The organism is Streptacidiphilus sp. P02-A3a, assembly GCF_014084105.1.
Taxonomy (GTDB): Bacteria; Actinomycetota; Actinomycetes; order Streptomycetales; family Streptomycetaceae; genus Streptacidiphilus.
Genome location: NZ_CP048289.1, coordinates 2865883 through 2890385 on the forward strand (window position 1 = coordinate 2865883; position 24503 = coordinate 2890385).

The 24503-nt window shown below is 73.6% G+C and carries 20 protein-coding genes and 1 riboswitch; of the genes, 11 read left to right on the forward strand and 9 right to left on the reverse strand.

Features of this window, described 5'->3' with window-relative positions; all coding sequences use genetic code 11:
- The first annotated feature begins 169 nt into the window (after window positions 1-169).
- A riboswitch (glycine riboswitch) is annotated at window positions 170-261 on the forward strand.
- Between the two features lie 194 nt (window positions 262-455).
- Window positions 456-3347, forward strand: a complete 2892-nt coding sequence (gcvP, locus tag GXP74_RS12995; RefSeq protein WP_182451643.1) for an aminomethyl-transferring glycine dehydrogenase — start codon at window positions 456-458, stop codon at window positions 3345-3347.
- A gap of 143 nt (window positions 3348-3490) precedes the next feature.
- Here the strand turns inward: gcvP and GXP74_RS13000 are convergent, their stop codons facing one another.
- Window positions 3491-3682 (reverse strand): DUF5999 family protein, encoded by a 192-nt coding sequence (locus GXP74_RS13000; RefSeq protein ID WP_182451644.1) that lies wholly within the window; start codon window positions 3680-3682, stop codon window positions 3491-3493.
- 295 nt (window positions 3683-3977) lie between these two features.
- The gene (locus GXP74_RS13005) at window positions 3978-4577 is read right to left on the reverse strand and encodes a hypothetical protein (RefSeq protein WP_182451645.1); all 600 of its coding nucleotides are present in this window, start codon (window positions 4575-4577) and stop codon (window positions 3978-3980) included.
- A gap of 399 nt (window positions 4578-4976) precedes the next feature.
- On the opposite strand from GXP74_RS13005, the gene GXP74_RS13010 reads away from it, so the two are divergent.
- From GXP74_RS13010 to GXP74_RS13035, 6 genes are all read left to right on the forward strand, one after another.
- On the forward strand, window positions 4977-6503 hold the full coding sequence (locus GXP74_RS13010) for a glutamate--cysteine ligase (RefSeq protein ID WP_182451646.1): 1527 nt from the start codon (window positions 4977-4979) through the stop codon (window positions 6501-6503).
- A 65-nt stretch (window positions 6504-6568) separates the two neighbouring features.
- A complete protein-coding gene (locus GXP74_RS13015; protein WP_182451647.1) occupies window positions 6569-7354 on the forward strand; it encodes a CPBP family intramembrane glutamic endopeptidase in 786 nt (261 codons plus the stop codon).
- 234 nt (window positions 7355-7588) lie between these two features.
- Entirely contained in the window at window positions 7589-8257 is a 669-nt protein-coding gene (locus tag GXP74_RS13020) for a PadR family transcriptional regulator (RefSeq protein WP_182451648.1), read from the forward strand.
- A 332-nt stretch (window positions 8258-8589) separates the two neighbouring features.
- Complete coding sequence (locus tag GXP74_RS13025) at window positions 8590-9183, forward strand: Clp protease N-terminal domain-containing protein (RefSeq protein ID WP_182451649.1); 594 nt, start codon at window positions 8590-8592, stop codon at window positions 9181-9183.
- 461 nt (window positions 9184-9644) lie between these two features.
- Window positions 9645-10181 carry an NUDIX hydrolase gene (locus GXP74_RS13030; RefSeq protein ID WP_182451650.1) on the forward strand — a complete coding sequence of 179 codons (537 nt, stop codon included), beginning with the start codon at window positions 9645-9647 and terminating at the stop codon, window positions 10179-10181.
- Window positions 10182-10294: 113 nt separating this feature from the next.
- Window positions 10295-11080, forward strand: coding sequence for a DapH/DapD/GlmU-related protein (locus tag GXP74_RS13035; RefSeq protein WP_182456405.1), 786 nt, complete (start codon window positions 10295-10297; stop codon window positions 11078-11080).
- A gap of 59 nt (window positions 11081-11139) precedes the next feature.
- Here GXP74_RS13035 and GXP74_RS13040 read toward each other — a convergent pair whose 3' ends face one another.
- The gene (locus tag GXP74_RS13040) at window positions 11140-12369 is read right to left on the reverse strand and encodes an MFS transporter (RefSeq protein ID WP_370468417.1); all 1230 of its coding nucleotides are present in this window, start codon (window positions 12367-12369) and stop codon (window positions 11140-11142) included.
- 17 nt (window positions 12370-12386) lie between these two features.
- Between GXP74_RS13040 and GXP74_RS13045 the strand changes: the two genes are divergently transcribed.
- Both GXP74_RS13045 and GXP74_RS13050 read left to right on the forward strand, forming a co-directional pair.
- Window positions 12387-13604, forward strand: a complete 1218-nt coding sequence (locus GXP74_RS13045; RefSeq protein ID WP_182451651.1) for an ROK family protein — start codon at window positions 12387-12389, stop codon at window positions 13602-13604.
- A gap of 161 nt (window positions 13605-13765) precedes the next feature.
- A complete protein-coding gene (locus tag GXP74_RS13050; RefSeq protein ID WP_182451652.1) occupies window positions 13766-14101 on the forward strand; it encodes an SHOCT domain-containing protein in 336 nt (111 codons plus the stop codon).
- Here the strand turns inward: GXP74_RS13050 and GXP74_RS13055 are convergent.
- On the reverse strand, window positions 14035-14625 hold the full coding sequence (locus tag GXP74_RS13055; protein WP_182451653.1) for an ATP-binding protein: 591 nt from the start codon (window positions 14623-14625) through the stop codon (window positions 14035-14037). The two genes, GXP74_RS13050 and GXP74_RS13055, sit on opposite strands and share 67 nt — an antisense overlap.
- Window positions 14626-14856: 231 nt before the next feature.
- Here GXP74_RS13055 and GXP74_RS13060 point away from each other — a divergent pair, with 231 nt between their 5' ends.
- Entirely contained in the window at window positions 14857-15948 is a 1092-nt protein-coding gene (locus GXP74_RS13060; RefSeq protein WP_182451654.1) for a PLP-dependent cysteine synthase family protein, read from the forward strand.
- 115 nt (window positions 15949-16063) lie between these two features.
- On the opposite strand, the gene GXP74_RS13065 is transcribed toward GXP74_RS13060, so the two are convergent.
- On the reverse strand, window positions 16064-16558 hold the full coding sequence (locus tag GXP74_RS13065) for an SRPBCC family protein (protein ID WP_182451655.1): 495 nt from the start codon (window positions 16556-16558) through the stop codon (window positions 16064-16066).
- A 40-nt stretch (window positions 16559-16598) separates the two neighbouring features.
- Window positions 16599-17450 carry a DeoR/GlpR family DNA-binding transcription regulator gene (locus tag GXP74_RS13070; protein ID WP_182451656.1) on the reverse strand — a complete coding sequence of 284 codons (852 nt, stop codon included), beginning with the start codon at window positions 17448-17450 and terminating at the stop codon, window positions 16599-16601.
- Between the two features lie 177 nt (window positions 17451-17627).
- On the opposite strand from GXP74_RS13070, the gene GXP74_RS13075 reads away from it, so the two are divergent.
- Window positions 17628-20048 (forward strand): hypothetical protein, encoded by a 2421-nt coding sequence (locus GXP74_RS13075; protein ID WP_182451657.1) that lies wholly within the window; start codon window positions 17628-17630, stop codon window positions 20046-20048.
- Here GXP74_RS13075 and GXP74_RS13080 read toward each other — a convergent pair.
- The 3 genes from GXP74_RS13080 to GXP74_RS13090 form a co-directional block, all read right to left on the reverse strand.
- Window positions 20011-22482, reverse strand: coding sequence for a right-handed parallel beta-helix repeat-containing protein (locus GXP74_RS13080; protein WP_182451658.1), 2472 nt, complete (start codon window positions 22480-22482; stop codon window positions 20011-20013). The two genes, GXP74_RS13075 and GXP74_RS13080, sit on opposite strands and share 38 nt — an antisense overlap.
- A 213-nt stretch (window positions 22483-22695) precedes the next feature.
- On the reverse strand, window positions 22696-23547 hold the full coding sequence (locus tag GXP74_RS13085; protein WP_182451659.1) for an MOSC domain-containing protein: 852 nt from the start codon (window positions 23545-23547) through the stop codon (window positions 22696-22698).
- 128 nt (window positions 23548-23675) lie between these two features.
- Window positions 23676-24218 (reverse strand): DUF6643 family protein, encoded by a 543-nt coding sequence (locus GXP74_RS13090; protein ID WP_182451660.1) that lies wholly within the window; start codon window positions 24216-24218, stop codon window positions 23676-23678.
- Window positions 24219-24503 lie beyond the last annotated feature (285 nt).

The following is a 24503-nucleotide window of genomic DNA, read 5'->3' on the forward strand; positions in this document are numbered from 1 at the left end:
ATCCCCGCTCGCGCAGGCGCGCAGGGAAAATATGGTCATGTCATACAAAAGTCCACAATGATCACGTTGTCGAGTTCTGGACGCCCGAGCGGGTGTGTCGCTAGGCCAACCGGGGGCAGTCGCAGGCGCGTGCGACCCGAGGGGACGCTGGTAGCCTGGCAGTGACCGACGAGCGCGCGCGGGAGAGTCCGCACGCCGTTGTGGCGCCGAAGGAGCAACTCCTCCCCGGAATCTCTCAGGCACCCGTACCGCGCGTGCTGGGTCACTCTGGAAAGCAGGGCGGGCACGGGCGACCGGGCCGGTCCTCACCGACGGTGAAAACCGGTGTCGCCGGACACCCGCGCGAGCGGGCCCAGCGCCACCGGTGAAGCTCTCAGGTAACAGATGACAGAGGGGGAGGTCGTCCCGGCACACCCACATGTGCCACCCGGGTCCGACCAGGAGGCCACCCCGCCATGACATCCCCGCTGACGACATCGCTCACCGGTCTGGAGCAGTCCAGCCCGTTCGAGAACCGCCACATCGGCCCGGACACCGACGCGCAGGCGAAGATGCTGGCCCAGGTCGGCTACTCCACCCTGGACGAGCTCACCGCCGCCGCCGTCCCCGGCGCGATCCGCAGCCTGGAAGCGCTGGACCTGCCCGCCGCCCGCAGCGAGGCCGAGGTACTGGCCGAACTGCGCTCGCTGGCCGCCCGCAACCAGGTGCTGCGCCCCATGATCGGCCTCGGCTACTACGGCACCTTCACCCCGCCGGTGATCCTGCGCAACGTGCTGGAGAACCCCTCCTGGTACACCGCCTACACGCCGTACCAGCCGGAGATCTCCCAGGGCCGACTGGAGGCCCTGATCAACTTCCAGACCGTGGTCTCCGACCTCACCGGCCTGCCCACCGCCGGGGCCTCGCTGCTGGACGAGGGCACCGCCGCCGCCGAGGCCGTGGCGCTGTCCCGGCGGATGGGCAAGGTCAAGGGCGGCGTCTACCTGATCGACGCCGACGCGCTGCCGCAGACCGCCGCCGTGATCGCCACCCGGGCCGAGCCGCAGGGCATCGAGACCGTGGTCGCCGACCTCTCCGCCGGGATCCCGGCCGACCTCGCCGAGCGCGGCGTCTTCGGCGTGCTGGTGCAGTACCCCGGCGCCTCCGGCGCGGTCCGCGACCTGAAGCCGGTCATCGAGCAGGCCCACGCCCTGGGCGCGGTGGTCACCGTCGCCGCCGACCTGCTCGCGCTGACCCTGCTCACCTCGCCCGGCTCGCTCGGCGCGGACATCGCCATCGGCACCACCCAGCGCTTCGGCGTCCCGATGGGCTTCGGCGGACCGCACGCCGGATTCATGGCGGTGCGCACCGAGTACGCCCGCAGCCTGCCCGGGCGCCTGGTCGGCGTCTCCGTCGACGCCGACGGCAACCGCGCCTACCGGCTCGCGCTGCAGACCCGCGAGCAGCACATCCGCCGCGAGAAGGCCACCAGCAACATCTGCACCGCGCAGGTCCTGCTCGCGGTCATGGCCTCGATGTACGCCGTCTACCACGGCCCGGACGGGCTGACCGCGATCGCGGCCCGCACCCACCGCTACGCCTCGGTGCTCGCCGAGGGCCTGCGCGCGGGCGGCGTCGAGATCGTCCACGGCGCGTTCTTCGACACCGTCACCGCGCGGGTGCCGGGCCGGGCCGCCGCGGTGGCCGAGGCCGCGCGCCAGGCCGGGGTGAACCTCCGCCAGGTGGACGCCGACCTGGTCTCCGCCGCCTGCGACGAGACCACCACCCGGGCCGACCTGGCCGCGGTCTGGGCGGCCTTCGGCGTCCCCGCCGCCGACGTCGACGCGCTGGACGCGGCGGCGGACCCGCGGCTGCCGGAGTCGCTGCTGCGCCACGACGAGTTCCTGACCCACCCGGTCTTCCACGCGCACCGCTCCGAGACCGCGATGCTGCGCTACCTGCGGCGGCTGTCCGACAAGGACTACGCGCTCGACCGGGGCATGATCCCGCTGGGCTCCTGCACCATGAAGCTCAACGCGACCACCGAGATGGAGCCGATCACCTGGCCCGAGTTCGCCGAGGTGCACCCGTTCGCCCCGGAGCAGCAGGCGGCCGGCTACCTGACCCTGATCCGCGAGCTGGAGCAGCGGCTGGCCGAGGTCACCGGCTACGACCAGGTCAGCATCCAGCCCAACGCCGGTTCCCAGGGCGAGCTGGCCGGGCTGCTCGCGGTCCGCGCGTACCACCTGGCCAACGGCGACACCGGCCGTGACGTCTGCCTGATCCCCTCCTCGGCGCACGGCACCAACGCCGCCAGCGCGGTCATGGCCGGGATGCGGGTGGTCGTGGTGAAGACCCTGACCGACGGCGACGTGGACGTCGCGGACCTGCACGCCAAGATCGAGCAGCACCGCGAGCAGCTGTCGGTGCTGATGGTCACCTACCCGTCCACGCACGGCGTGTTCGAGGAGAACATCGGCGACATCTGCGCGGCCGTGCACGAGGCGGGCGGCCAGGTCTACGTGGACGGCGCCAATCTCAACGCCATGGTCGGCCTGGCCAAGCCGGGCCACTTCGGCGGCGACGTCTCGCACCTCAACCTGCACAAGACCTTCTGCATCCCGCACGGCGGCGGCGGCCCCGGCGTCGGCCCGGTCGCGGTGCGCGCGCACCTGGCGCCGTACCTGCCGAACCACCCGCTCCAGCCCTCCGCCGGTCCGGCGACCGGGGTCGGCCCGGTCTCGGCCGCGCCCTGGGGCTCGGCGGCGATCCTGCCGATCTCCTGGTCGTACGTGCGGCTGATGGGCGGCGAGGGGCTGAAGCGGGCCACCCAGGTGGCGGTGCTCAGCGCCAACTACATCGCCAAGCGGCTCGCGCCGTACTACCCGGTGCTCTACACCGGCCCGGCCGGGCTGGTCGCGCACGAGTGCATCATCGACCTGCGCCCGCTGGCCAAGACCGCCGGGGTGAGCGTGGACGACGTCGCCAAGCGGCTGATCGACTACGGCTTCCACGCCCCGACCATGTCCTTCCCGGTCGCCGGGACGCTGATGATCGAGCCCACCGAGAGCGAGGACCTGGGCGAGATCGACCGGTTCTGCGAGGCCATGATCGCGATCCGGGGCGAGATCGACCGGCTCGGCGCGGGCGAGTGGCCGGCCGAGGACAACCCGCTCGGCAACGCCCCGCACACGGCGGCGCTGCTCGCGGGCGACTGGCAGCACCCGTACAGCCGCCAGGAGGCGGTCTTCCCGGCCGGGGTGAACCCGGCGGCGAAGTACTGGCCGCCGGTGCGCCGGATCGACGGCGCCTTCGGTGACCGCAACCTGGTCTGCTCCTGCCCGCCGCTGGACTCCTACGGCGAGTGAGTCCGGCTGACGGCGAGGGGCCGCCACCGGATGACCGGTGGCGGCCCCTCGCCGTTTTCCCGCAGTGGTGCTCCGCGCGGTGGTGTGGTCGGCGGTGGTGCCTGCTTTCCGCTGGGGAGGGTCGGGCTCGGTTGCGGGTCTGGTCAGGCTGCCGTGGCCAGCGGCCGGTGCGGGGCGATCACCCGGCCGTCGGGCAGGATCTCGCCGCTGTCCTCGAACATCAGGACCCCGTTGCACAGCAGGCTCCAGCCCTGCTCGGGGTGGCCGGCCACCACGACGGCGGCCTCACGGTCCGGCGAGTCGGCAGACGGGCAGACGGGACGGTGCTGGCACATGCGCGTACCCTCGATTCGGAGTTGCGATCACCGCGCGGTCCGCTGACGGAGGTGTGAACCGCCCCCGTATCGGGTAGAGGCTGAGGCCCCCCGCACTCTTCCAGTGTCGGTGTCCGGCGACGCTTGCGCAGCCATTTGGTGACATGCATCACGAGTTCACGGCAGGGATCACCCGTTTGGCGTCGGGCGTGACGCGGGCGCACCCGAAGTGACCACCTGGTGCATGGTCGGTTCGGGCGCGCCCAACTGGTCCTTCTCGCTGCTGGATCCCTTTCGCCGCCGTGGCCCCCTGGCGTCAGCTCGCGGCGGTCAGCAGGCTCCCGTTGCCGTTCGACAGCGGCGCCAGCAGGTGCCCGGCGTCGTACGGGACGTGCGCGGTCACGCCGAGCGGGGCCGGGGCCAGCGGGATCAGCAGGTCGCGACCGTGGGCCGGGTCCAGCACCGGGTGCAGCCACAGCGCCGTCATGTAGCGGCCCGGCACCGACAGCAGGCGCGGCAGGAACGGCGTGGGCGAGCTGGTGGTGTGCGCCCGGGCCTGGTGCAGCGCCCGCTTGGTGGACAACGGGTAGGGCCCCTCCGCGAAGTGCGCGAAGACGTGCTCCCCCTCGGCCGTCTCCCGGGTCTCGGCGGCGGCGACGACCTCGTCGCCGTCCAGGATCAGGAAACGCCAGCCGGTTCGCCTGGCGCCGTTGAGCATCCCCGTGGCGGTGCCGCGCGCGGACGCGGTCGCCTCCGCGTCGAGCAGGTGGACCGGGAGCGGGAGCGCGGGCACGAGCTGCCCGCTTCGCTGCCGCGTGGCCGAGCCCCGTCCGGCGCAGACGGCGGACGGGGAGTCCAGGGCGGTGAGGACGGCGCGCAGGGCGGCAGCGGGGGGCTGGGGGAGCGACAGGGTCATGTGTTCGCCTCTCATGGCAGAGACAGGCGGTGCGGGAACGTGCTCAGGCACCGGCGGCGCTGGGGGCGGACGCCACTGGCCTGGGATGACGCGGTGAGAGCGGAGGGGGTTCGGGGGCGCCCGGGCCAGCCGCTGCGGACAGCCGGACCCAGCCACGCGGGCGTGGGGGCCCGCGGGCGGTGCCTCTCGTACCTGCTTGCGAGTGTAACCGAACAAATGCGATGCGTGACTCTTCTACTACTGTCGGTATGCGGCCGCAAGGGATATTTCGGACTGTTCGTAGGCGCAGGGGTGAGTTGGCACATGCCAGGCGCCGGGATATCGATCTCCGGGGCTGGGCATGCTGCACTGGCGGGGCCGGCCCGGGCGGGCCGTGCTGACCGAGGGAGGCAGGCGCCCATGGGGGAGAAGGTCGTTGCGAGCAGTGCCGAGCTCGCCGATCGGCAGCAGTACCGCCGCAAACTACGCCAGTGCCTGGAGGCGCTCGGGCGGATGCTCGCGGAGCAGCGGTTCGACCGACCGCGCGCCGTCATGGGCCTGGAGATCGAACTCAACCTCGCGGACGACTCCGGCCGCCCGGTCATGCTCAACGAACCGGTGCTGGAGTCCATCGCCAGCGGTGACTTCCAGACCGAGCTGGGCCGCTTCAACGTCGAGGTCAACATCGCCCCGCACCCGCTGGACGGGCGGGTCTTCGAGGAACTGCGCGAGGAGATCGACACCGGGCTGCGCTACGCCGACCGCAAGGCCGCCGAGGTGGGCGCGCGCCTGGTCACCGTCGGCATCCTGCCGACGCTCGCCCCGGGTGACGCGGTCCTGGACAACCTCTCCCCGGGGGACCGCTACCAGCTGCTCAACGACCGGATCCTGGCGGCGCGCGGCGAGAACATCACGCTCGACATCGACGGCGTCGAACGGCTGCGGATGGACTCCGCGTCGGTCGTTCCCGAGGCCGCGTGCACCTCGCTGCAACTGCACCTGCAGGTGACCCCGGACCGCTTCGCCGGGGTCTGGAACGCCGCCCAGGCACTGACCGGCCCGCAGCTGGCGCTCGGCGCCAACTCACCCTTCCTGTTCGGGCGGGAACTGTGGCGGGAGACCCGGTGCATCCTGTTCGAGCAGGCCTGCGACACCCGGCCGGACGAGCTGAAGGCGCAGGGCGTGCGGCCGATCACCTGGTTCGGCGAACGCTGGATCGACTCGGTGACCGACCTCTTCGAGGAGAACGTCCGCTACTTCCCCTCGCTGCTGCCGATCTGCGACGACGAGGACCCGCTGCTGGTGCTCGCGGCCGGGGGCGTCCCGCGGCTGCGCGAACTGCGGCTGCACAACGGGACCATCTACCGGTGGAACCGGCCGATCTACGACATCGCCGGGGGCGTGCCGCACCTGCGGGTGGAGAACCGCTCGCTGCCCGCCGGACCGACGGTGGTGGACACCCTCGCCAACGCCGCCTTCTACTACGGCCTGGTCCGGGCGCTCGCGGAGCAGAGCCGCCCGGTGTGGACCCGGCTGCCGTTCGCGCTCGCCGCCGAGAACTTCCACCTGGCCGCCCGGCACGGTCTGGACGCGGAGCTGTGGTGGCCGCGGCCCGGGCGGCTGGGCGCCCGCGGCCCCGCCGTGCGCGGCGGCGGCGGGGTGGCCCGGGTCCCGGTCCGCGAGCTGGTGCTGGACGAGCTGCTGCCGCTGGCCTACCGGGGCCTGGACGCCTGGGGTGTGGAGCCGCACGACCGGGACCGCTACCTGGGCATCATCGAGCAGCGCTGCGTGCGCAACATGAACGGGGCGGCCTGGCAGAGCGCCGCGTTCCACGACCGGCGCGAGCGGCTGGGCCTGGACCGGGCGTCGGCGCTGGCCGACATGACCCGCCGCTACATGGAGCTGATGCGGGAGGGCGAGCCGGTGCACAGCTGGCCGGTGCGCTGAGGCCGGGCTCACAGGGTGCTGTGCGATGATCGTCCGAACATAGCGCCCGCGTGGGAGACACCGTCGTGACCACCACCGAAACCGTTCCGGCCGCGGCCGGGCTCAGCCGCCGCCTGCTCGGACAGGAGACGCTGATCGTCCTCGGGCTGTCCCTGGGGGCAAGCGCGCTGTACGCCTATATCGACTTCGCCAGGTCGGTGACCGCGCCCACCTCGCTGAAGTCGCAGACGGCCAACCTCAACGGCTCGCTCGCGCCCGGCCGCCCCTGGTTCGACCTGGCGTTCCAGCTGTTCAACATCGGCACCGCGCTGGTCCCGGTGGCCCTGGTCGGCTATCTGCTGCTGCGCGAGGGCTCCTCGATACGGCAGCTCGGCTTCGACCTGACCCGCCCCGGATTCGACTTCTCCCGGGGGCTGCTGGTCGCCGCCGGGATCGGCGGCTCCGGCCTGGCCCTCTACCTGGGCGCGCACGCCCTGGGGGCCAACCTGACCGTGGTCCCCAGCTCGCTGCCCGACGTGTGGTGGCGGATCCCGGTGCTGATCCTCTCGGCCGCGCAGAACGCGGTGGTCGAGGAGGTCATCGTGGTCGGCTACCTGACCCGAAGGCTCCAGCAGCTCGGCTGGTCCTGGCGGGCGACGGTGATCGCCAGCGCCCTGCTGCGCGGCTCGTACCACCTGTACCAGGGCGTGGGCGGCTTCGTCGGCAACGTCGTGATGGGGCTCATCTTCTGCTGGCTGTACCGGCGCTGGCGCCGGGTGGCGCCGCTGGCGACGGCGCACACCCTGATCGACTCGGTGGCCTTCGTCGGCTACGTGCTCCTGGCCGGCCACGTCAGCTGGCTCCCGACCTGACCTGACCTGCCCTGCCTTGACCTGACCTGCGCGCCACCGTCCGACTGCGGTCCCGGCCTGCGGGCGGGGGCGGTCGGTCCCTTGCCTGACATGCACGCAACAAAAAACTCGCCCGAAAGGGGGGCGGGATCGCCCGACAGTCGGAAGGGGTTGTCGAACGAGCTGTTCCGATATATCGTTGAGCCATCGGGACAGTCGTTGTCCCGTGGAAACCGTCTTGAAAGGACGAACATCATGCGATCGGGAATCCCCTTTGACGCAGCGCAGCCCGACCCCTCCGGTCGTGGGCGGCGCGGAGAACGTGGGCATCGGGGCCATGGCCCCCGCCCTGAGTACCGGGAGGCGTTCGGCGGCTTCGGGCCGCCGGACCGTGGGGGCTTCGGCCCCGGCCCGTTCGGGCCCGGCTTCGGGCCCTTCGGTCACGGCGGCGGCATGCGCGGCCGTGGTGGCCGACACGGCGGCCGGGCGCGGCGCGGCGACGTGCGCGCCTCGCTGCTGGCCCTGCTCAAGGACCGGCCGATGCACGGCTACGAGATGATCCGCGAGATCGCGGAGCGCTCCGGCGGCAGCTGGCGGCCCAGCCCCGGTTCGGTCTACCCCACCCTCCAGATGCTGGAGGAGGAGGGATTGATCAGCAGTGAGGAGACCGGCGGCAAGCGGCTGTTCAGCCTCACCGAGACCGGCCGCGCCGAGGCCGAGAGCGGCCCGGAGGCCCCCTGGGAGGAGGCCGGCCAGGGCGAGCAGTGGGGTATCGTGCGCGAGTTCGGCGTGGCCGAGGGCGCGGTGCGCGACGCACTGCGGCAGGTGGTCGTGACCGGCACCCCCGAGCAGCGGGCCAAGGCGCTCGCGGTGCTCGCGGACGCCCGCAAGCGGCTCTACCTCATCCTCGCCGAGGAGAGCTGAGCCAGGTGGTCGGGAACCGGCCGCCAGCCAGGGGCGCACAGGCCCGCCGCACGCTGCGCGGCGCGCCTGTGCGCGGGGTGGCGAATCATGGCGCAGGGGCCGATCGGGACCGCATTCCGCCTGGTTGACGGTATGGGGGTCGGTCGAGCGGGGGTGGCGGGGGCAGGTTGGCCGAAGTGCACGGTGGGAAGATCGTATCTGTGGGTTGACTGCCGCTCACCGAGCGCAGCAGACTACCGGGAACGGCGGACCGACAGGCCGTCAGTTCCTTTGGATCTCATCGTTTTTCTGCATCCGCATCCCTCCCCGTCCCTGACGATGTGGTGGATCACGTGTACTCAGACCTGTACCAACCGGACCTGCGTGAACCCGACCGCAGGCAGGCCGCCGCTTCCGGCAGCCTCAGCCGAATCGCCGCAGGCGCCCGCCGACGGGCGCTGCGGGCCGGTGACGCCGAAGTGGACACCGGCCACCTGCTGCACGCCCTGCTGGAATCGGACGACCGCGCCCTGGGGCTGACCGCGCCGCAGCAGGCGCAGTCCACCCGGCTGATGGCCTATCTGGCCCAGCGCAGCATCGGGTTCGGCCGCGAGTGGAGATCCGGCGAGGGCGCCGGGACGCACCGGGCGCAGGAGCGCAACCGGCTGCGCTGGAGCCGCTCCGCCGGAGACGCGCTGGAGCAGGCGTCCCGGGTGGCGCTGGCCAGGACCGGCCAGGAGGCGGACGCGCTGGACCTGCTGGCGCAGCTGGCCGCCGATCCGTCCTGTCGGGCGGTCACGATCCTGTGCGGCGCGGGGGTGGATCCGGGGGTCGTGGCCACGAGGGTGCGGGCCGAGATCGTCGCCGGGATCATCGCCCAGGTCGTCGCCGAGGTGGTGCCCGAGGCGGCCGACGAGGCCGTACCGTGGCAGGGCGGGCGGTACTGACCGCCGGCCGGTCACCCGGTGGTACCGGTGGGTGAGCAGCAGAACGGGGGCCGCTGCCGTGGATACGGCAGCGGCCCCCGCCGCTTGCCCCTGGCGTCCGCCGAGGCCAGGGACCGCACCGGGCCACTGCCGTGCCGTCCCCCCGGCGGCCACTGCGATGCCGCCTCAGGGGGCTTGCCCCGTCGGCGGTCTGAGTGGTCAACAGCAGTTGCCCAGTACGGGAAGAACATACAGGCGAACCGGTCTCCTGGGCATGCCAATATGGCTGTTCGGGCAGGTCCGGGGCGCAGGCCCCGGTTTCACCAGGGGCTCTTGGGTCGGATTGTCAGTGCCCTCGTCTAGCGTGTCCAGTGCGCACCCGGACCGGCCGCGGACGTGTCGGTCCGCCCTGCCGTGCTGCCGCAACTCCGCCGTCGGCGCCCGCCCTTGGGCGGCCCGCCCTGCCTGGAAGGATCCGAGCCATGGCCTCCACCGTGCTCCACACCCTGACCGTGCCCTGGGTCCGTCCGCCGCACCGGATGGACCTGCTGCTCGGCTCCGAACTGCCGCCGGGCTACGAGGTCACCACGGCTTTCGTGATCGCGCTGGACAGCGCCGACCGGATGCTGCTGACCAGGGTGGACCTGCCGGGGCGCGGGTGGGGGGTGCCCGGCGGGCACGTGGATCCGGGGGAGGGCGTGGTCGCGGCGGCGGCCCGCGAACTCACCGAGGAGACCGGTCTGGTGGTGCCCGCCGAGCGGCTGGCGCTGTTCGGCGGGCAGCGGATCACCCTGCTGGAGGGTCGGCCCGCCGACTACGCCTATCCGGAGCGGGCCTACATGGCCTTCTACACGGTCCGGCTGGACCGCCCGGGGGCTCCGACCAGCCCGCCGCCGGGCACCGAGTGCGGCGCGGCCGAGTGGGTCGACCGGGCCGAGGTGCCGCTGCGCTGCCCGCGGGCGGAGTGGCTGCCGCTGCTCGCCGCGCTGGAGCCGATAGCGGGCACACCGGGCGGCTAGGACGCGCGGGACTCGTGGGAGGTCGTGGGATCGGTGGGGCGAGCAAGCGCGGTACCGGTCGGTAACCCGGCGGCGCCGGTCCCGCTCGGGCGCGTTAACGTGTCCGCATGCCGATGCCGTTCGCCGAGAAGATCCGTGCCGCCGCCCGGCAGCGGGCCCGCCGCGCAGCCACGACGCTGGTCCACCGGGGCTGGCAGTGGGTGCAGGAGGCGGGCTCGGTCAGCGCCGAGCGGCCCGGACGGCTGCGCTTCGGCGCGATCGGCGAGTGCACCCGGTTGACCTTCCCGCTCGGCTCGGTCTTCAACGAGCAGTGGATCCACCTCGGGCCCTACTGCATCATCGGCGAGGGCGTCTCCATGTCCGCCGGGTTCCTGCCCGGTCTCGACCTCGGCCCCGAGCCGGTGATCCGGATCGGCGGCGGCTGCGTGATCGGCCGTGACAGCCACATCGTCGGCCACCACTCGATCACCTTCGGCGACGACGTGTGGACCGGCCCCGGCGTCTATGTCACCGACGAGAACCACTCCTACGACGATCCGGATCTGCCGATCGGCAAGCAGTGGCCGCGCAACGAGGCGGTCTCCATCGGCTCCGGCAGCTGGATCGGCACCGGCGCGGTGATCCTGCCCGGCGCCACCATCGGCCGCAACGTGGTGGTGGCGGCGAACGCCGTGGTCCGGGGCGTGGTCCCGGACCACAGCGTGGTCGCGGGCGCGCCCGCGCGGATCGTCCGCCGGTACACCCCGGAGCAGGGCTGGCAGCCGCCGATGCGGACGATCGCGCCCAAGCCCATCCCGCCGGGGATCACCCATGAGGAACTGGTGGCACTGATCGGGTGGGACCTGCGCCCGCCCAAGGAGGAGGACTCGGACGGCACCCGCCCCGACCCGGTCGGCTGAACCGGGCCGGAACACCGGGTCACTCGGCCCGGACGCCGGGCGGGCGCGGGCAGCCTGGGTCAGGCCGCCGCGCGGCGGACGGCCAGGGCGGCGACGCCGGAGAGCGCGGCCAGCAGCGCCACCGACAGCAGCGCCTGGGGCAGCCCGATCAGTTGGGCCAGGAAGCCGATCAGCGGCGGCCCGAGGACCATCCCGCCGTAGCCCAGGATGGACGCGGTGGCCACGCCCTTCGGCCCGTTCAGCGTGCCCGCGCCGTTGATCGCCAGCGGGAAGATGTTCGCCAGCCCGAGGCCCACCAGCAGGAACCCGGCCAGGACGGCGGGCAGCCAGGGGCTGAGCGCGGCGACCAGCATCCCGACGGTGGCCACGGCCGAGCCGCTGACCATGATCCGGGTCGGGCCAAAGCGTTCGATCAGCCGGGTGCCGCTCAGCCGTCCCGCCGTCATCGCCAGCGAGTAGGCGGCGAAGCCCGCGGCGGCGACCGAGGCGGAGGCGTGCACGTCCGCGGTCAGGTGCAGGGTGCCCCAGTCGGCCAGCGCCCCCTCGCCGTAGGCGTCGCAGAGCGCGACCAGGCCGAACAGCAGCACCAGCAGCATCGGCCCACGCGCCGCGGCTCCGGCGGTCCCGGCCGTCGGGTCGGCCCCGGCGCCGTCCTCGGTCGGGCGGGGCGCGGGCGGCACGTGGTGCCGCAGCAGCGGTACCGCCAGCGCCGCGGTGGCGGCCAGCCCGAGGCCCGCCATCAGCCCCAGGTGCGCCGCCGCCGAGAGCTGGGTGGCCAGCAGTCCGCCCAGGGTCGCGCCGAGCAGTCCGCCGAGGCTGTACGCGGCGTGGAAGGAGGCCATGACCGGCCGTCGGATCACCGCGATCAGGTCCACCGCCGCGCTGTTGAGGGCGACGTTCAGGCCGCCGAAGCCGGTGCCGAAGATCAGCAGCACCGCGCTCAGCCCGGCCGCCGAGTGCACCTGCGCGGGCAGCGCCACGCTGCCGCAGAGCACGACCGCGGCGGCCACGGTGACCCGGTGGTTGCCGTAGCGGATGCAGAGCCGGCCGACCGGGCCCATGGTCAGGACGGCCCCGGCCGAGACGCAGAGCAGCGCGAGCCCCAGCACTCCGGCGGAGGCGTGGACGTCGGCCTTGACGGCGGGGATGCGCACGACCCAGCCGGCGAAGACGAAGCCGTCGAGGGCGAAGAAGGCGGTGATGATCATCCGGGCGATGGGCCATTCGGACGACTGCGGGGAGGCGGAGGCGGGGCTGACGGCGATGGCTGCTTTGTTTATTTGCGGCACAAAGTCAGAATAGGAGTGTGCAGCGTACCCAGACAAGTCCCGACCGGGGACGCGCGGCCCTCGGGCCCGCGCTCGCCCTCATCCACAGTGGGGCGGCCCCCACGCGTTCCGTGCTCACCGGCGCCCTCGGCGTCACCCGGGCCACCGCCGGGGCGATCACCGGCGAGCTGGAGGCGCTGGGGCTGATCACCGTCGACGCCCGGCCCGCCGGGGGGACCCGGGGCAGACCCTCGCACCGGCTCGCTGTCGACCCGTCAGGCCCGGTCGTGGCCGCCGCCCAGATCCACGCGGACGGCTTCACCGTCGCCCTGGCCGGGCTCGGCGGGCGGCTCGGCGAGCCGGTGGACCTGCCGCTGCCGCACAGCCCGACCCCGGTCCGGGTGCTGCGGGCGGTGGTCGCCGAGGCCGCCCGGCAGGTCGCCGCCGACCCGCGCCGCTGTGTCGGCCTCGGCCTGGCCGTGCCCACGCCGGTGGCGCTGCCCGACCGCACCGCCGTGGCCGCCATGTACCTGGACTGGCCGCTCGGCACCCCGGTCGGCGAGTTGCTCGAACAGACGGCGGCCGAGGGCGGGTTGCCGCTGCCGGTCGACGTCGCCAACGACGCCAACCTGGCCGCGCTGGCCGAGCACCGGCACGGGGCCGGGCGCGGTGCCCGGCACCTGCTCTACGTCACCTCCGGCCACCGGGGCGTCGGTGGCGCGCTGGTGGTGGACGGCCGCCTGCACACCGGCAGCGCCGGGCTGGCGCTGGAGGTCGGACAGCTGACGGTCGATCCGAACGGCCGCCGCTGCCCCTGCGGCAATCGGGGCTGCCTGGACGTCGAGGCCGACCCGCCCGCGCTGCTGGCCGCCGCCGGGCGCGAGCCCGACGGGCGTCCCACGCTCGACCAGACCCGCGCGGTCTTCGCCGACGCGGCGGCCGGGGACGCGCGCGCCCGCGACGCCATCGACCACGTGGTGTACCGGCTCGGCCTGGGCATCGCGGGCGTCATCAACATCCTCAACCCGGACCGGGTGGTGCTCGGGGCGTTCCACAGCGCCCTGCTGGCGGCCGCGCCCGCCCGGCTGCCGAGCGTGGTCGCGCACCGCTCGCACTGGGGGCGCTGCGGTGAGATCGAGATCCTCCCGGCCGCGCTGGAGCGGCCCGAGCTCGCGGGCGCGGCCGAGCTCGCCTGGGCGCCGGTGCTGGCCGACCCGTTGGAGGGGCTGGGCAGCCCGGGGACCCCGGCGAAGTAGCCGGGGCGGCCGCCGGGTACTCCCTGGGGAGCAGTCCCGGTGTCGGCCCCGGCACGACGACCGGGCACCCCTCGGCGAGCGATTCTCGGTACTGGGACCGACCGACACGCACCGGACGGTCCAAGCCGCGAGGGACGCGGCGAGCGACCTAGGAGCCCGAGATGCACGCAACCCTTCTGGCGTCACCGTGGAACGGCGGCCCCGGCCCGTGGATCCTGCTGGTGCCGGTGTTCTGGATCACCATCGGCATCATCGTCCGCAACGTGCTGCGGCGCCGCTTCGGCTTCGGTCGCGGCGGCGGCCGCCGACCCGCCGCCGGGCCGGGCCGCAGGCCCGGCTGGTACGGCATGGCCGGTGCGCCGACCCCGGTCGAGACACTGAACCGCAAGTACGCCGACGGCGAGATCGACGAGTTCGAGTACCGCCAGCGCTACGACCTGCTCACCGCGAGCAGTGACGAGTCCGCCGCCACCGAGGCGGCCGCGCCGAAGTCCTGACTCGCGCCGACACCCGCCAGGGGCTGCGGCTCCAGTGCCGGTTCCGGTTCCGGTAGCGTGACCGCGATCGGGACCGGGGTCGGCGGCGGCGTCTGTTCGGGCTCCGCCCCGGCCGGTTCCGGATCGAGCACCAGCGCGGTCTGCAGGGCGAACCAGACGATCTTGCCGTCGCCCTCCGGCTCCGCGCCCCACTCCTTGCTCAGCGCCGCGACCAGGGCCAGACCGCGCCCGCTCAGGTCCTCGACGTCGGGCTGGTGCAGCTCGGGGAGCACCGGGCTCGGGTCGTACACGCCGAGCCGCAGCCCGTCCGGGTACGCCTCCATCCGGACCCGGCACTCCTGGCCGGGGCCGACGTGGCGATGCACGTTGCCGAGCAGTTCGGTCACCCCGAGCTGGGCGGACGCCACCAGCTCGGACAACTCCCAGTGGCGCAGATGCGCCTGGATGATCTTGCGGACGGCGGCGAACCGCTTGGGTTCCGCGACTATGCGCAGTTCGTAGTGCTTTCCAGGATCTGACAGCACCAGTCGGCTCCTCCCATGTCGGGGGACAGGGGTTTGCGACGTTCGGGTGGTCCGGAACCATGCTGCACTCCGGACTCTGCCAGCGTAACCGCTCGAACACGAGGAGTTGTGGAACAGGAGGTCCCGTATGGCATATTCCAAGGTTTTGGCGCGACCCTGGTGCCGCGGGGCTACGGCTACGATGCGCAGGGGGCGAGGCGTCCAGAACCATAGAAAGAGAAGAACGCACAGATGACGACCATGGATGTGGACCGCAGCGACGCCAAATACCGGGCCTGGCTGAAAGAGGCGGTCCGGAAGGTCCAGGCCGACGCCAACCGGTCCGCGGACACCCATCTGCTGCGCTTCCCGCTGCCCGAGGACTGGGGGGTCGACCTCTACCTCAAGGACGAGTCCACCCACCCCACCGGCAGCCTCAAGCACCGGCTCGCCCGGTCGCTGTTCCTGTACGCCCTGTGCAACGGCTGGATCCGCCCCGGACGCCCGGTGGTCGAGGCCTCCAGCGGCTCCACGGCGGTCTCCGAGGCCTACTTCGCCAAGCTGGTCGGGGTGCCGTTCATCGCGGTCATGCCGCGCACCACCAGCTGCGAGAAGATCGCCCTGATCGAGGCCCAGGGCGGCACCTGCCACCTGGTCGACGACACCAGGACGCTGTACGAGGTGTCCGCCCGGCTGGCCGAGGAATCCGGCGGCCACTACATGGATCAGTTCACCTACGCCGAACGGGCGACGGACTGGCGCGGCAACAACAACATCGCCGAGTCGATCTACGCGCAGCTGCGGCTGGAACGGCACCCGGTCCCGGCCTGGATCGTGGCGACCGCCGGTACCGGCGGCACCTCGGCCACCCTCGCCCGCTACGTCCACTACATCCAGGCGGACACCCGGATCTGCGTCGCCGACCCGGAGAACTCGGTGTTCTTCGACGGCTGGGTCGCCGCCGACCCCTCGGTGACCTGCGAGCGGGGCTCGCGGATCGAGGGCATCGGCCGCCCCCGGATGGAGCCGAGCTTCATCCCCGGCGCGATCGACCGGATGATGAAGGTCCCGGACGCCGCCTCGATCGCCGCCGCCCGGGCCCTGGAGGGGGCGATCGGCCGCAAGCCCGGCGGCTCCACCGGGACCGGGCTGTGGAGCGCGTTCAAGATCGTCTCCGAGATGCGCGCGGCGGGGGAGCGCGGCAGCGTGGTCACCCTGATCTGCGACCCGGGCGACCGCTACCTGGACAAGTACTACTCCGACGCCTGGCTGGCGGAGCAGGGCATCGACATCGCACCGCACGCCGCCGCGATCGGGAAGTTCCTGGCCGGCGGAGCGTGGTGAGCTCCGGCCGGATGCCCGCCCCGCCCGACTGACCCGCACCGGACGGGACCCGGCGGCACGGGACCCGGCGGCACGGGATCCGGCGGCACGGGACCCGGACGGCGCCCCGCCCGGGTCAGCCGGGCGGGGCGCTGCGGGTGTCGAGCAGGGCGGTGGCGCGGCGCACGGCCCGGGCGATGCCCGGCCGGGACAGCCGCACCGCCGCGCGCAGCGCCGGGGCCGCCTCCAGCGCGATGGTGAACCGCAGCACCGTGCCGCCGTCGGCCGACGGCGCGAGCAGCCACTCCTCCATCCACGCCCGCACCCCCGGCAGCGTGGCCGACTCGACCCGGTAGACGAAGCGCTCGGGCTCCCGCCAGACCAGCACCTGCTCGACGAAGCGCACGCCCCCGCGCAGGGTCACCGCCCGGCCCGCCCCCACCCCGTACGGCGGTGGGCCGGTGTACCCGGCGGTGCGGACCTCGCGGAACCACAGCGGGGTGGTCGCCGCGTCGTCGGTCAGCTCGTGGAACACGGCCTCGCACGGGCTGCGCAGCCGAGCGGTGAACACCAGCCGGGTCGGTGCCAGCCGCAGCAGCTCAACGCCCGCTGGACGCAGGTGATTCGCCATGCCGCACAGTGTAGTTGACGAGCTGTCAGCCGTGCTGCGGTCAGTCCTCGGCGCCGCTCTGGAGGCCGCCCTGGGCCCCTTCCCCGACCCCGGCCACGATCACCGAGCGGACCTGCTCCGCCACCGCCGTGCGGATCTCCAGCGGCAGCCCCGCGTCGGTCACCAGGGTGTCCACCTCGCTCAGCGAGGCGAAGGTGGACAGGCCCACGGTGCCCCACTTGGTGTGGTCGGCGACCGCCACCACCCGCCGGGCCGAGGCCACGAAGCTGCGGTTGGTCTCCGCCTCGGCCAGGTTCGGCGTGGACAGGCCGGCCTCCAGCGAGATCCCGTGCGAGCCGAGGAACAGCAGGTCGAAGTGGAGCGAGCGGATCGCCCGGTCCGCGATCGGGCCGACCAGCGAGTCCGAGGGCGTCCGGACACCGCCGGTGAGCACCACCGTCGCCGCCTGCGCGCCGGTGCCGCCGTGCCGCAGCGCGTGCTCGAACACATCGGCCACGCGCACCGAGTTGGTCACCACGGTCAGGCCCTCGACCTGCACCAGGTGGTGCGCCAGCGCGTAGGTCGTGGTCCCGCCGGAGAGGGCCACCGCGCTGCCGGGAGCGACCAGCCGCGCCGCCTCCCGGGCGATGTCCTCCTTGGCGGTCAGTTCGAGCGCCGACTTGGCCTCGAACCCCGGCTCGTGGGTGCTGGCCTCCAGCACCGGGACCGCACCGCCGTGGACCTTCTCCACCATGCCCTGCCGCGCCAGCGCGTCCAGGTCCCGACGCACCGTCATGTCGGAGACGTTCAACCGCCGGGTCAACTCGTTGACCCGCACGCCCCCGCGCCGCCGCACCTCGTCGAGGATCACGGCACGCCGCTGCTCGGCCAGAAGATTGCTGTTCTCGGCCACGCGCCCGCTGCCTGCCTTCCCACCGCTGACCACCGCTTGCCGTCATCCTCGCATGCCGCCCGGACACAGACCATGCCGAGTCCGGTGCGGTTACCCAGAGAACGCGAGAACATGCGTCTGGCGCAAAATCGCATGCGGCCAGAACAGGCACGGACACGGGGCACGGAGGGGGCGGCGATGCCGGAGAGCAGTGACGGCGGGAGGGGGCCGGGCAGTACCGCACGGCCGGAGGGGGCGGCGGCGACCACCGCGCTGGCGTTGGAACTCCTGGTCCACGGCGTCGGCGGGACCACACCGCAGGTCATGCTGGAGGATCCGCACATCGTCCAACTCACCGGCGACGCCGTCGCCGGGACCTACCGCCGCTGGCCCGACCGCGACGCCGAGCGGGTCAACGGCGGCCAGGGCGGCACCGAGCAGCAGCCGGGCACGGTCGAGGAGGCGTACTCCTGGGGCGGGCTGACCTCCGGATCGGGCGGTCGGGCGCTGTGGCTGCTGCTGCTCCCGTTCATGCTGACCAACCTCGCCCACTGGATGCGTCCCGCCGCACCCCGCACCGCCGCCGCCCAGCGCGGCTACGACCTGGTGGTGCGGCTGATCGCGGTCAGCCTGACCGTGCTGCTCACCGGCTGCGTCTGCGAGGCCGCGCTGGACCTGCTGGCCTGGCAGTGCGCCGGGACGGCGGGCTGCGCCGCGCAGCACTCCTGGCTCGGCTTCGCCTCGGCCGCGCACGGTGGTTGGTGGGGCCGGCCGGGACGTCGGCTGGCCCTGGCCGCGCTGCTGCCGCTGGCCCTGGTCGCCGCGCTGTGGCGGATCTCGCAGCGCACCTGGACCAGCTACGAGGCGCAGCGCCCGGCCGCCACCGGCCGCCGCACCGACGTACCGCCGATGCAGATGCCGGGCTTCTGGTACGGGATGCGGCTGGTCCGCAGGTTGCGGGTGATCCATGTCGCGGCCGGACTGCTGACCGTCTCGCTGGCGGTGCTGCTGCCGGTGCTGAGCCGGGACCGGGGCACCGGCGGCCCGGCCCGGGTGGTCGACTGGACGCTGCTGGCGCTGCTGCTGGCGCTGGCCGCCGGGGTGCTCACCGCGCTCGCGGGCAGCAGCCGCCGGGAGACCGAGCAGGACGACCGCCCCGACTCGCTGCCGATGCGCTGCCTGCACTGGGCGGCGCTGGCCCTGCTCGGCCTGGTGCTGCTGGACGCCGCCTGGGCCCGCGACGGCTGGCGTTCGGCCGGGCGGCTGCCCGGGAGCGGCGGCGTGTTCGACGTGCTCTGCCTGCTGCAACTGCTGCTGGTGCTGCTGCTCGGCGCGCTCGCGCTGACGCTGCGCCGGGCCGCGGCGGCACCGCCCCGGGCCGCGGCGGCGCCCGCCGCGGCCCTGCCGACCGCGGAGCCGCTGGCCGTTCCCGGCCCCGGCCGGCCGGTACCCGGCGGTGACGAGGCCTTCGGCGGACCCAGCGGACCGGCCCTGGGCGGCCTCGGCGGACCGGTCACCGCGATGCTCGGCATCGGCCTGGGCAACCTGTTCACCGCCGGAACCGTGGTCTGGACGGCCGAGTGGCTGATGGGCAAGGGCACCCTCGGCCTGACCCTGGCCGGACCACCCCAGCTGCTGACCTGGCACAGCACCGGGCTGCCGGTGCTGGCGCTGCTGCTGCTGGCCCCGCTCGGGGTGCTGCTGACCCGGATGCGGCGGCACAAGCGGACCCTGGAACCGCAGGTCGACGCCGCCTACGCGGTGGCCCCCGGGCACCGCGGCAGCCGTACCGGGCAGATAGCCGGGGCCCTGGCCAAGGCCCGGATGCTGGACAGCGCCCCGCTGCTGGTCGGCTCGCTCGCCGCGCTGGCCTTCCTGCTGGCCTCGGCGGCACTGGCGGGAGCGCTCGCCGACGGGCGCACCCCGGCGCTCGCCGCCGCGCACGCCCCCACGGTGATCGCCTACGCCGTCACCGCCCTGCAGTCCGTCGGCGGCTGGCTGGTCTGCGGTTTCCTGCTGGCGCTGATCGCGTTGGGCAAGCGGGTCTACAAGAACGCCGCGACCCGCCGCAGCGTCGGCGTGCTCTGGGACATCGGCACCTTCTGGCCGCGCGCGGCCCACCCCTTCGCGCCCCCCTGCTACGCCGAGCGCGCCGTCCCCGACCTGGACTGGCGGATCCGCACCTGGCTGGCCGGGGACCAGGACCGCAAGCTGGTGCTCTCCGCGCACTCCCAGGGCACGGTGCTGGCCGCCGCCGCGGTCTGGCAGCTCGACCCGCCGACCCGCGCCCGGGTCGCGCTGCTGACCTACGGCTGCCCGCTGCGCCGCCTGTACGGGCGGTTCTTCCCGGCGTACATGGGCGACGCCGACCTGTGGCAGCTGCACCAGGACGCGCCCTGCTGGCGGAACCTGTTCCGGGTCACCGACCCGATCGGCGGCCCGGTCCGGGTGCCGGTCCCGGCCGGGGCACTGGCCGTGGACGCGCCGCCGCTGGTGGACCCGCTGGCCTACGACCGGGACCGGTCGCACCCGCTGCCGATCCCGGTCCAGGGGCACTTCAACTACCGCGACGACCCGCGCTTCAGGTCGGAACGCGAGCTGCTGCTGCGGCAGTTGTAGCGCCGGTGGCGGTCGGCAGGTCCTCCGGCAGCAGCAGTTGCAGCTGCTCGGTGGTCACCTCCTGGAGCTGCGCCAGCCGGACGGCGTGCCGCTCGACCATGGTCTCGAAGACCTGGCGGGCGGTGCGCCCGTTGCCGAAGGAGGGCCCCTTGGGCAGCACCGCGAAGTACCCGAGCAGCGCGGCCACGGTCTCCGGCGACAGCGCGTACTCCTGCTCGGCGGCCTGCCTCCGGGTGATCTCGACCAGCTCCGCGGCGGAGTAGTCGGAGAAGGTGACGGTCCGTGAGAAACGGGACGCCACACCGGGGTTGGACGCCAGGAAGCGCTCCATCTCGGTGGTGTAACCGGCCACGATGACCACCACGTCGTCCCGGTGGTCCTCCATCAGCTTCACCAGCGTGTCGATGGCCTCCCGGCCGAAGTCCCGGCCGCCGTCCTCCGGGGCCAGCGCGTACGCCTCGTCGATGAACAGCACCCCGCCGAGCGAGCGCTGGAACACCTCCCAGGTGCGCTGCGCGGTCGCACCGATGTGCTCGCCGACCAGGTCGAGCCGGGCCACCTCGACCAGGTGGCCGCGCTGGAGCACGCCGAGCGCGGCCAGGATCTCGCCGTAGAGCCGGGCGACCGTGGTCTTGCCGGTGCCGGGGGAGCCGGTGAAGACCAGGTGGCGGCGGAGCGAGGGGGCCTTGAGACCGGCCTGCTGGCGGCGGCGGCCGACCGAGATCAGGTCGATCAGCGTGCGCACCTCCTGCTTGACCGTCTCCAGGCCGATCAGCGAGTCCAGTTCGGCCAGCGACTCCTCGGCCGGACGGCATTCCGGCAGCGGCGCGATCTGCGGCCGCGCGGCCGGGGCCCCGGCCTCTACCAGGGACTCCCGCCGGGCCTGCGGCACCGAGGGCGGGGCGGGCGGCGCGGCGTCCCGCCAGGCCGCGGCGGTGGTCGCCCGGACCGGTTCGGGGGCGGCGGCGGGCTTGGCGTCGTCCGAGACGCAGCCGTCGACGACCGGTCCCGGCTCGGCGAACTCGAAGCCGCCACGGGCGTTCTGCTCGGCGCGGCAGCGGGTCAGCACCGTCCGGCAGCCGTCGATCACATGGAAGCCGAAGCCCTTGCCGTGGGTGGCCACGCACTCCTCGAAGCTGCCCCGGCCCCCGGCCGACACGTAGACCGCGGCCTCGCCGCTGCCCCGCACCACGCACCGGCGCAGCACCGGGTCGGCGCCCTTGGTCACGATCACCCCGGTCGCCACGTCGGCCACCTCAAGGCCGGTCAGCAGGCCGCCGCTGCCGTGGTCGCGGAACCACAGGCCGGTGTTGGCGTCCTGCACCCGCACCTGGTCCAGCCGCACCGTCGCGCCGTCGCTGACCGAGACCGCGGTGTTCCTGACCTGGCTGAACGAGCAGTCCACGGCCTCCGCCGAGGAGCCCTGGTCGAGCACGAACAGCGCGTCCGGGACGTCGTGCACCCGGCAGCCGGTGAGCTGCGCCGAGGCGCCGTCGCTGATCCACACCGCGGGGTAGTCGCCGGTGCTGTCGCGGATCTCGCAGCCGACCGCCTCGACCCGGGTCTGCGGGTCCCAGACCGACAGGCCGTTGCGGGCGAAGGAGCGCAGGCCGCTGTCCCGGAGCCGGAGCACCGAGCGTCCGCGCAGGTCCGCGCCGTTCTCCGGGATGTCGTGGATCCGGCAGCCGGTCAGCTCCAGCACCGCCTCGGTGTCCAGGGCCAGGCCGTTGTCGCTGACCCGGTGCACGGTGCAGCCGGTCAGGCGGCCCACGGCCCGGTCCTCGGCCTGCACGCCGTTGCCGTTGACCTCGTAGAACTCGCAGTCCAGCGCGTCCACCTCGGTGCCCGGGCCGGTCAGCACCAGCGCCGCCCCGGAGGTGTGGTGCACCCGGCAGCGGTCGAAGCGGGCGGTGGCGCCGGCGCGTACCACCAGACCCGCCTGCCCGGCGGCCAGGACCTCGCATTCGTCGAAGTGGGCCGCCGCCGCCTCGGCCACCCGCACGCCCAGGCCGCCCGCGTTGTCGACGGAGCAGCGCCGGACCACCGGACGGGTGTCGCCGCGCACCTCGATGCCGACCGAGGAGCGGGTGGTGATCCGGCAGTCCGACAGCTCCGGCTCGCCCCCGGCCACCAGTACCGCCGGGGCCGAGCCGTCATGGCACTCGACCACCAGGTCGTGCACGGCGGCGGTGGCCAGCAGGGTCAGCGCGACGCCGAACGCCGGCTCGATCCGGACCGTCCCGGGGCCCTCGGCGGCCCGCACCGTCACCGCCTTGTCGACGACCACGTTCTCGCGGTAGACCCCGGGTCCTATGGTCACCGTGTCACCGACCTCGGCGGCGGCCATGGCCTCGGCCATGGTCGGGTACTCCCCGGACCGCCGCCGCCACCGGGAGGCCCCGTCCAGGGTCACCCGCACTACGCCTGCTCCCATGGTGCTCCCATTTCCCGGAGGACGACCCCCGGACCCCCGGGACACCGCGGCCGCCGACTTCCTCGCCCCGCCCAACGGTACTGGGTTCCGCACCGCACCCCTGCCCTCACCGGTTACAACGAGCGGGACGCCGATTCGGTCGCCGCCCGTTCCCAAGACTTCCTGACACACCGTCAACCGTGCTGGAAAGTGGAAAAGTTGCGTGGAAAATGGTCAGCCGTACCGTTTCTCCGGCTGCGGCGGCGGTCCCTGCTCCAGCACGGTCACCGGATCACCCACCCGGAGCGTGCCCAACGGGCCCACGGGCAGCAACTGCATCGCGAAGCCGAGGGTCCGGCCGAACTTGCGGTGCCGCCCCAGCGCCCGCAGCGGCTCCGGGCCGCGCCGCTCGCCGGTGTCCTGGTCCAGGGTGGTCATCACGCAGCGCCCGCACTGCTCGGCCACCCGGAACTCGACCTCGCCGATCCGCACCCGCTGCCAGCCGGTCTCCGCCCAGGGCTCGGTACCGTCGACCACGATGTTGGGCCGGAACCGGGTCATCGGCACGGCCGCGCCCTTCACCGGGTCGCCCGGGTGCCCGGCGGCGACCAGTTCGTTCAGCGCGGCCAGCGAGGCGGTGGCGGCCAGGTTCACCGGGTAGCCGTCGGCCAGGCTGACCAGGTGCGGGCTCGGGCGGCGGGAGGCGTCGTCCAGGTGGACCAGCCGCAGTTCGGCGCCGAGCCGGGCGCTGAACCAGGCGGAGGCCTCCGCCGTCGCGTCCAGCGTCTCCAGCGGATCCCCGAACAGGGTGACCTTCCGGTGCGGCCCGTCCGGCGGCTCGACCAGCAGCGACCGCCCGTCCGGGGCGTGCACCAGCAGCGAGCCCGGACGCCCGGCGTCGGCCGGGACGGCCCGCAGCTGCCCCAGGCGCGGCAGCTGCCGCTGGGACACCAGCTCGCCCTGGTCGTCCACCAGCATCCAGCGCCGGTCCCCGGCCAGCCCCCAGGGCTCCACCAGGGCCTGCGGTACCGGCAGCGCGGCCAGGGACTTGACGGGATGGATCCGGAGGCCGGTGACGGTGGGCATACGCCCATGATGCCAGCAGCCGATCGTTCGTTCGAACGGCTTCGGTGTTCACCGTCGCGGATATGCGTGAGGGCCGACCGGCGTGTCGCCGGTCGGCCCTCGATGACCTTGTCCGTCCCCCCGGACGTTCAGCGTCCCTGCTGGTACCCGCCTCGCTGCTGCTGCGGGTACTGCTGCGGGTACTGCTCCTGGTACTGCACCGGCCGCAGCGGCGCGACCGGCCGCTGGTACGCCGGGGCGGGTCCGGACTGCTGCGGGAACTGCTGCCCCGGGCCCTGCTGCTGCGGCGCCTGCGGCTGCGGGCCGCCGTACTGCGGCGCGGTGAACGGCTGGGCGCCGAACTGCGGCGCCGGGTACTGCGGATTGCCGTACTGCGGCGCCGCGTACTGGGGCTGTGGCTGCGGCTGGCCGGGGGCGCTGTAGCCGGGGCTGCTCGGGCCGGGCCCGAGCGCGAGCCGGGGCGCGGGCAGCGCGGGGAGGTTGCCGCCGTAGCCGCCGAAGCTGCTGGGGCGGTAGCCGTTGTCGTACGCGGGCGGCAGTGCCGCCGGCACGTTGATGGGGGCGATCTGCGGAACTCCCCGCTCAGCGACGAGGCTGTCGTAGATCGGGGTTTCCGAGGCGAAGGACGGCGCGTAGTAGCCGACCCCGTCGTAGCGGCGAGGGGAGGTCATGACGCATACGGTAAGCCCACAATGTGCCTGCTGAGGAGAGTGTCACAGCAGGGAGTTGGCGTGTTCTCAGCGACCGGCCGCCGCCCAGCCGGGCGAAAGTGTGAAAAAAGGTCAGATCTCGCCATGGTGGGACCCCTTCCCACCCGGCATCTTCACAGAACGTTAACCACCCGGTCGGCCTGTCGGCCCCGGGTGGGCGGGCGGCCGTCCGGCCCGCACCCGTTTCATCCGAACCGGTGGGCACCGCACACGAACCAGTGGGCGCGGACCGACCGGTCCGCGCCC

Excerpts from the sequence above, each read along its gene's own strand:
- gcvP (WP_182451643.1), top strand. The coding sequence starts at position 456 with ATGACATCCCCGCTGACGACATCGCTCACCGGTCTGGAGCAGTCCAGC.
- GXP74_RS13000 (WP_182451644.1), bottom strand. The coding sequence starts at position 3,682 with ATGTGCCAGCACCGTCCCGTCTGCCCGTCTGCCGACTCGCCGGACCGT.
- GXP74_RS13005 (WP_182451645.1), bottom strand. The coding sequence starts at position 4,577 with ATGACCCTGTCGCTCCCCCAGCCCCCCGCTGCCGCCCTGCGCGCCGTC.
- GXP74_RS13010 (WP_182451646.1), top strand. The coding sequence starts at position 4,977 with ATGGGGGAGAAGGTCGTTGCGAGCAGTGCCGAGCTCGCCGATCGGCAG.
- GXP74_RS13020 (WP_182451648.1), top strand. The coding sequence starts at position 7,589 with ATGCGATCGGGAATCCCCTTTGACGCAGCGCAGCCCGACCCCTCCGGT.
- GXP74_RS13030 (WP_182451650.1), top strand. The coding sequence starts at position 9,645 with ATGGCCTCCACCGTGCTCCACACCCTGACCGTGCCCTGGGTCCGTCCG.
- GXP74_RS13035 (WP_182456405.1), top strand. The coding sequence starts at position 10,295 with ATGCCGTTCGCCGAGAAGATCCGTGCCGCCGCCCGGCAGCGGGCCCGC.
- GXP74_RS13050 (WP_182451652.1), top strand. The coding sequence starts at position 13,766 with ATGCACGCAACCCTTCTGGCGTCACCGTGGAACGGCGGCCCCGGCCCG.
- GXP74_RS13060 (WP_182451654.1), top strand. The coding sequence starts at position 14,857 with ATGACGACCATGGATGTGGACCGCAGCGACGCCAAATACCGGGCCTGG.
- GXP74_RS13065 (WP_182451655.1), bottom strand. The coding sequence starts at position 16,558 with ATGGCGAATCACCTGCGTCCAGCGGGCGTTGAGCTGCTGCGGCTGGCA.
- GXP74_RS13075 (WP_182451657.1), top strand. The coding sequence starts at position 17,628 with ATGCCGGAGAGCAGTGACGGCGGGAGGGGGCCGGGCAGTACCGCACGG.
- GXP74_RS13080 (WP_182451658.1), bottom strand. The coding sequence starts at position 22,482 with ATGGGAGCAGGCGTAGTGCGGGTGACCCTGGACGGGGCCTCCCGGTGG.
- GXP74_RS13085 (WP_182451659.1), bottom strand. The coding sequence starts at position 23,547 with ATGCCCACCGTCACCGGCCTCCGGATCCATCCCGTCAAGTCCCTGGCC.
- GXP74_RS13090 (WP_182451660.1), bottom strand. The coding sequence starts at position 24,218 with ATGACCTCCCCTCGCCGCTACGACGGGGTCGGCTACTACGCGCCGTCC.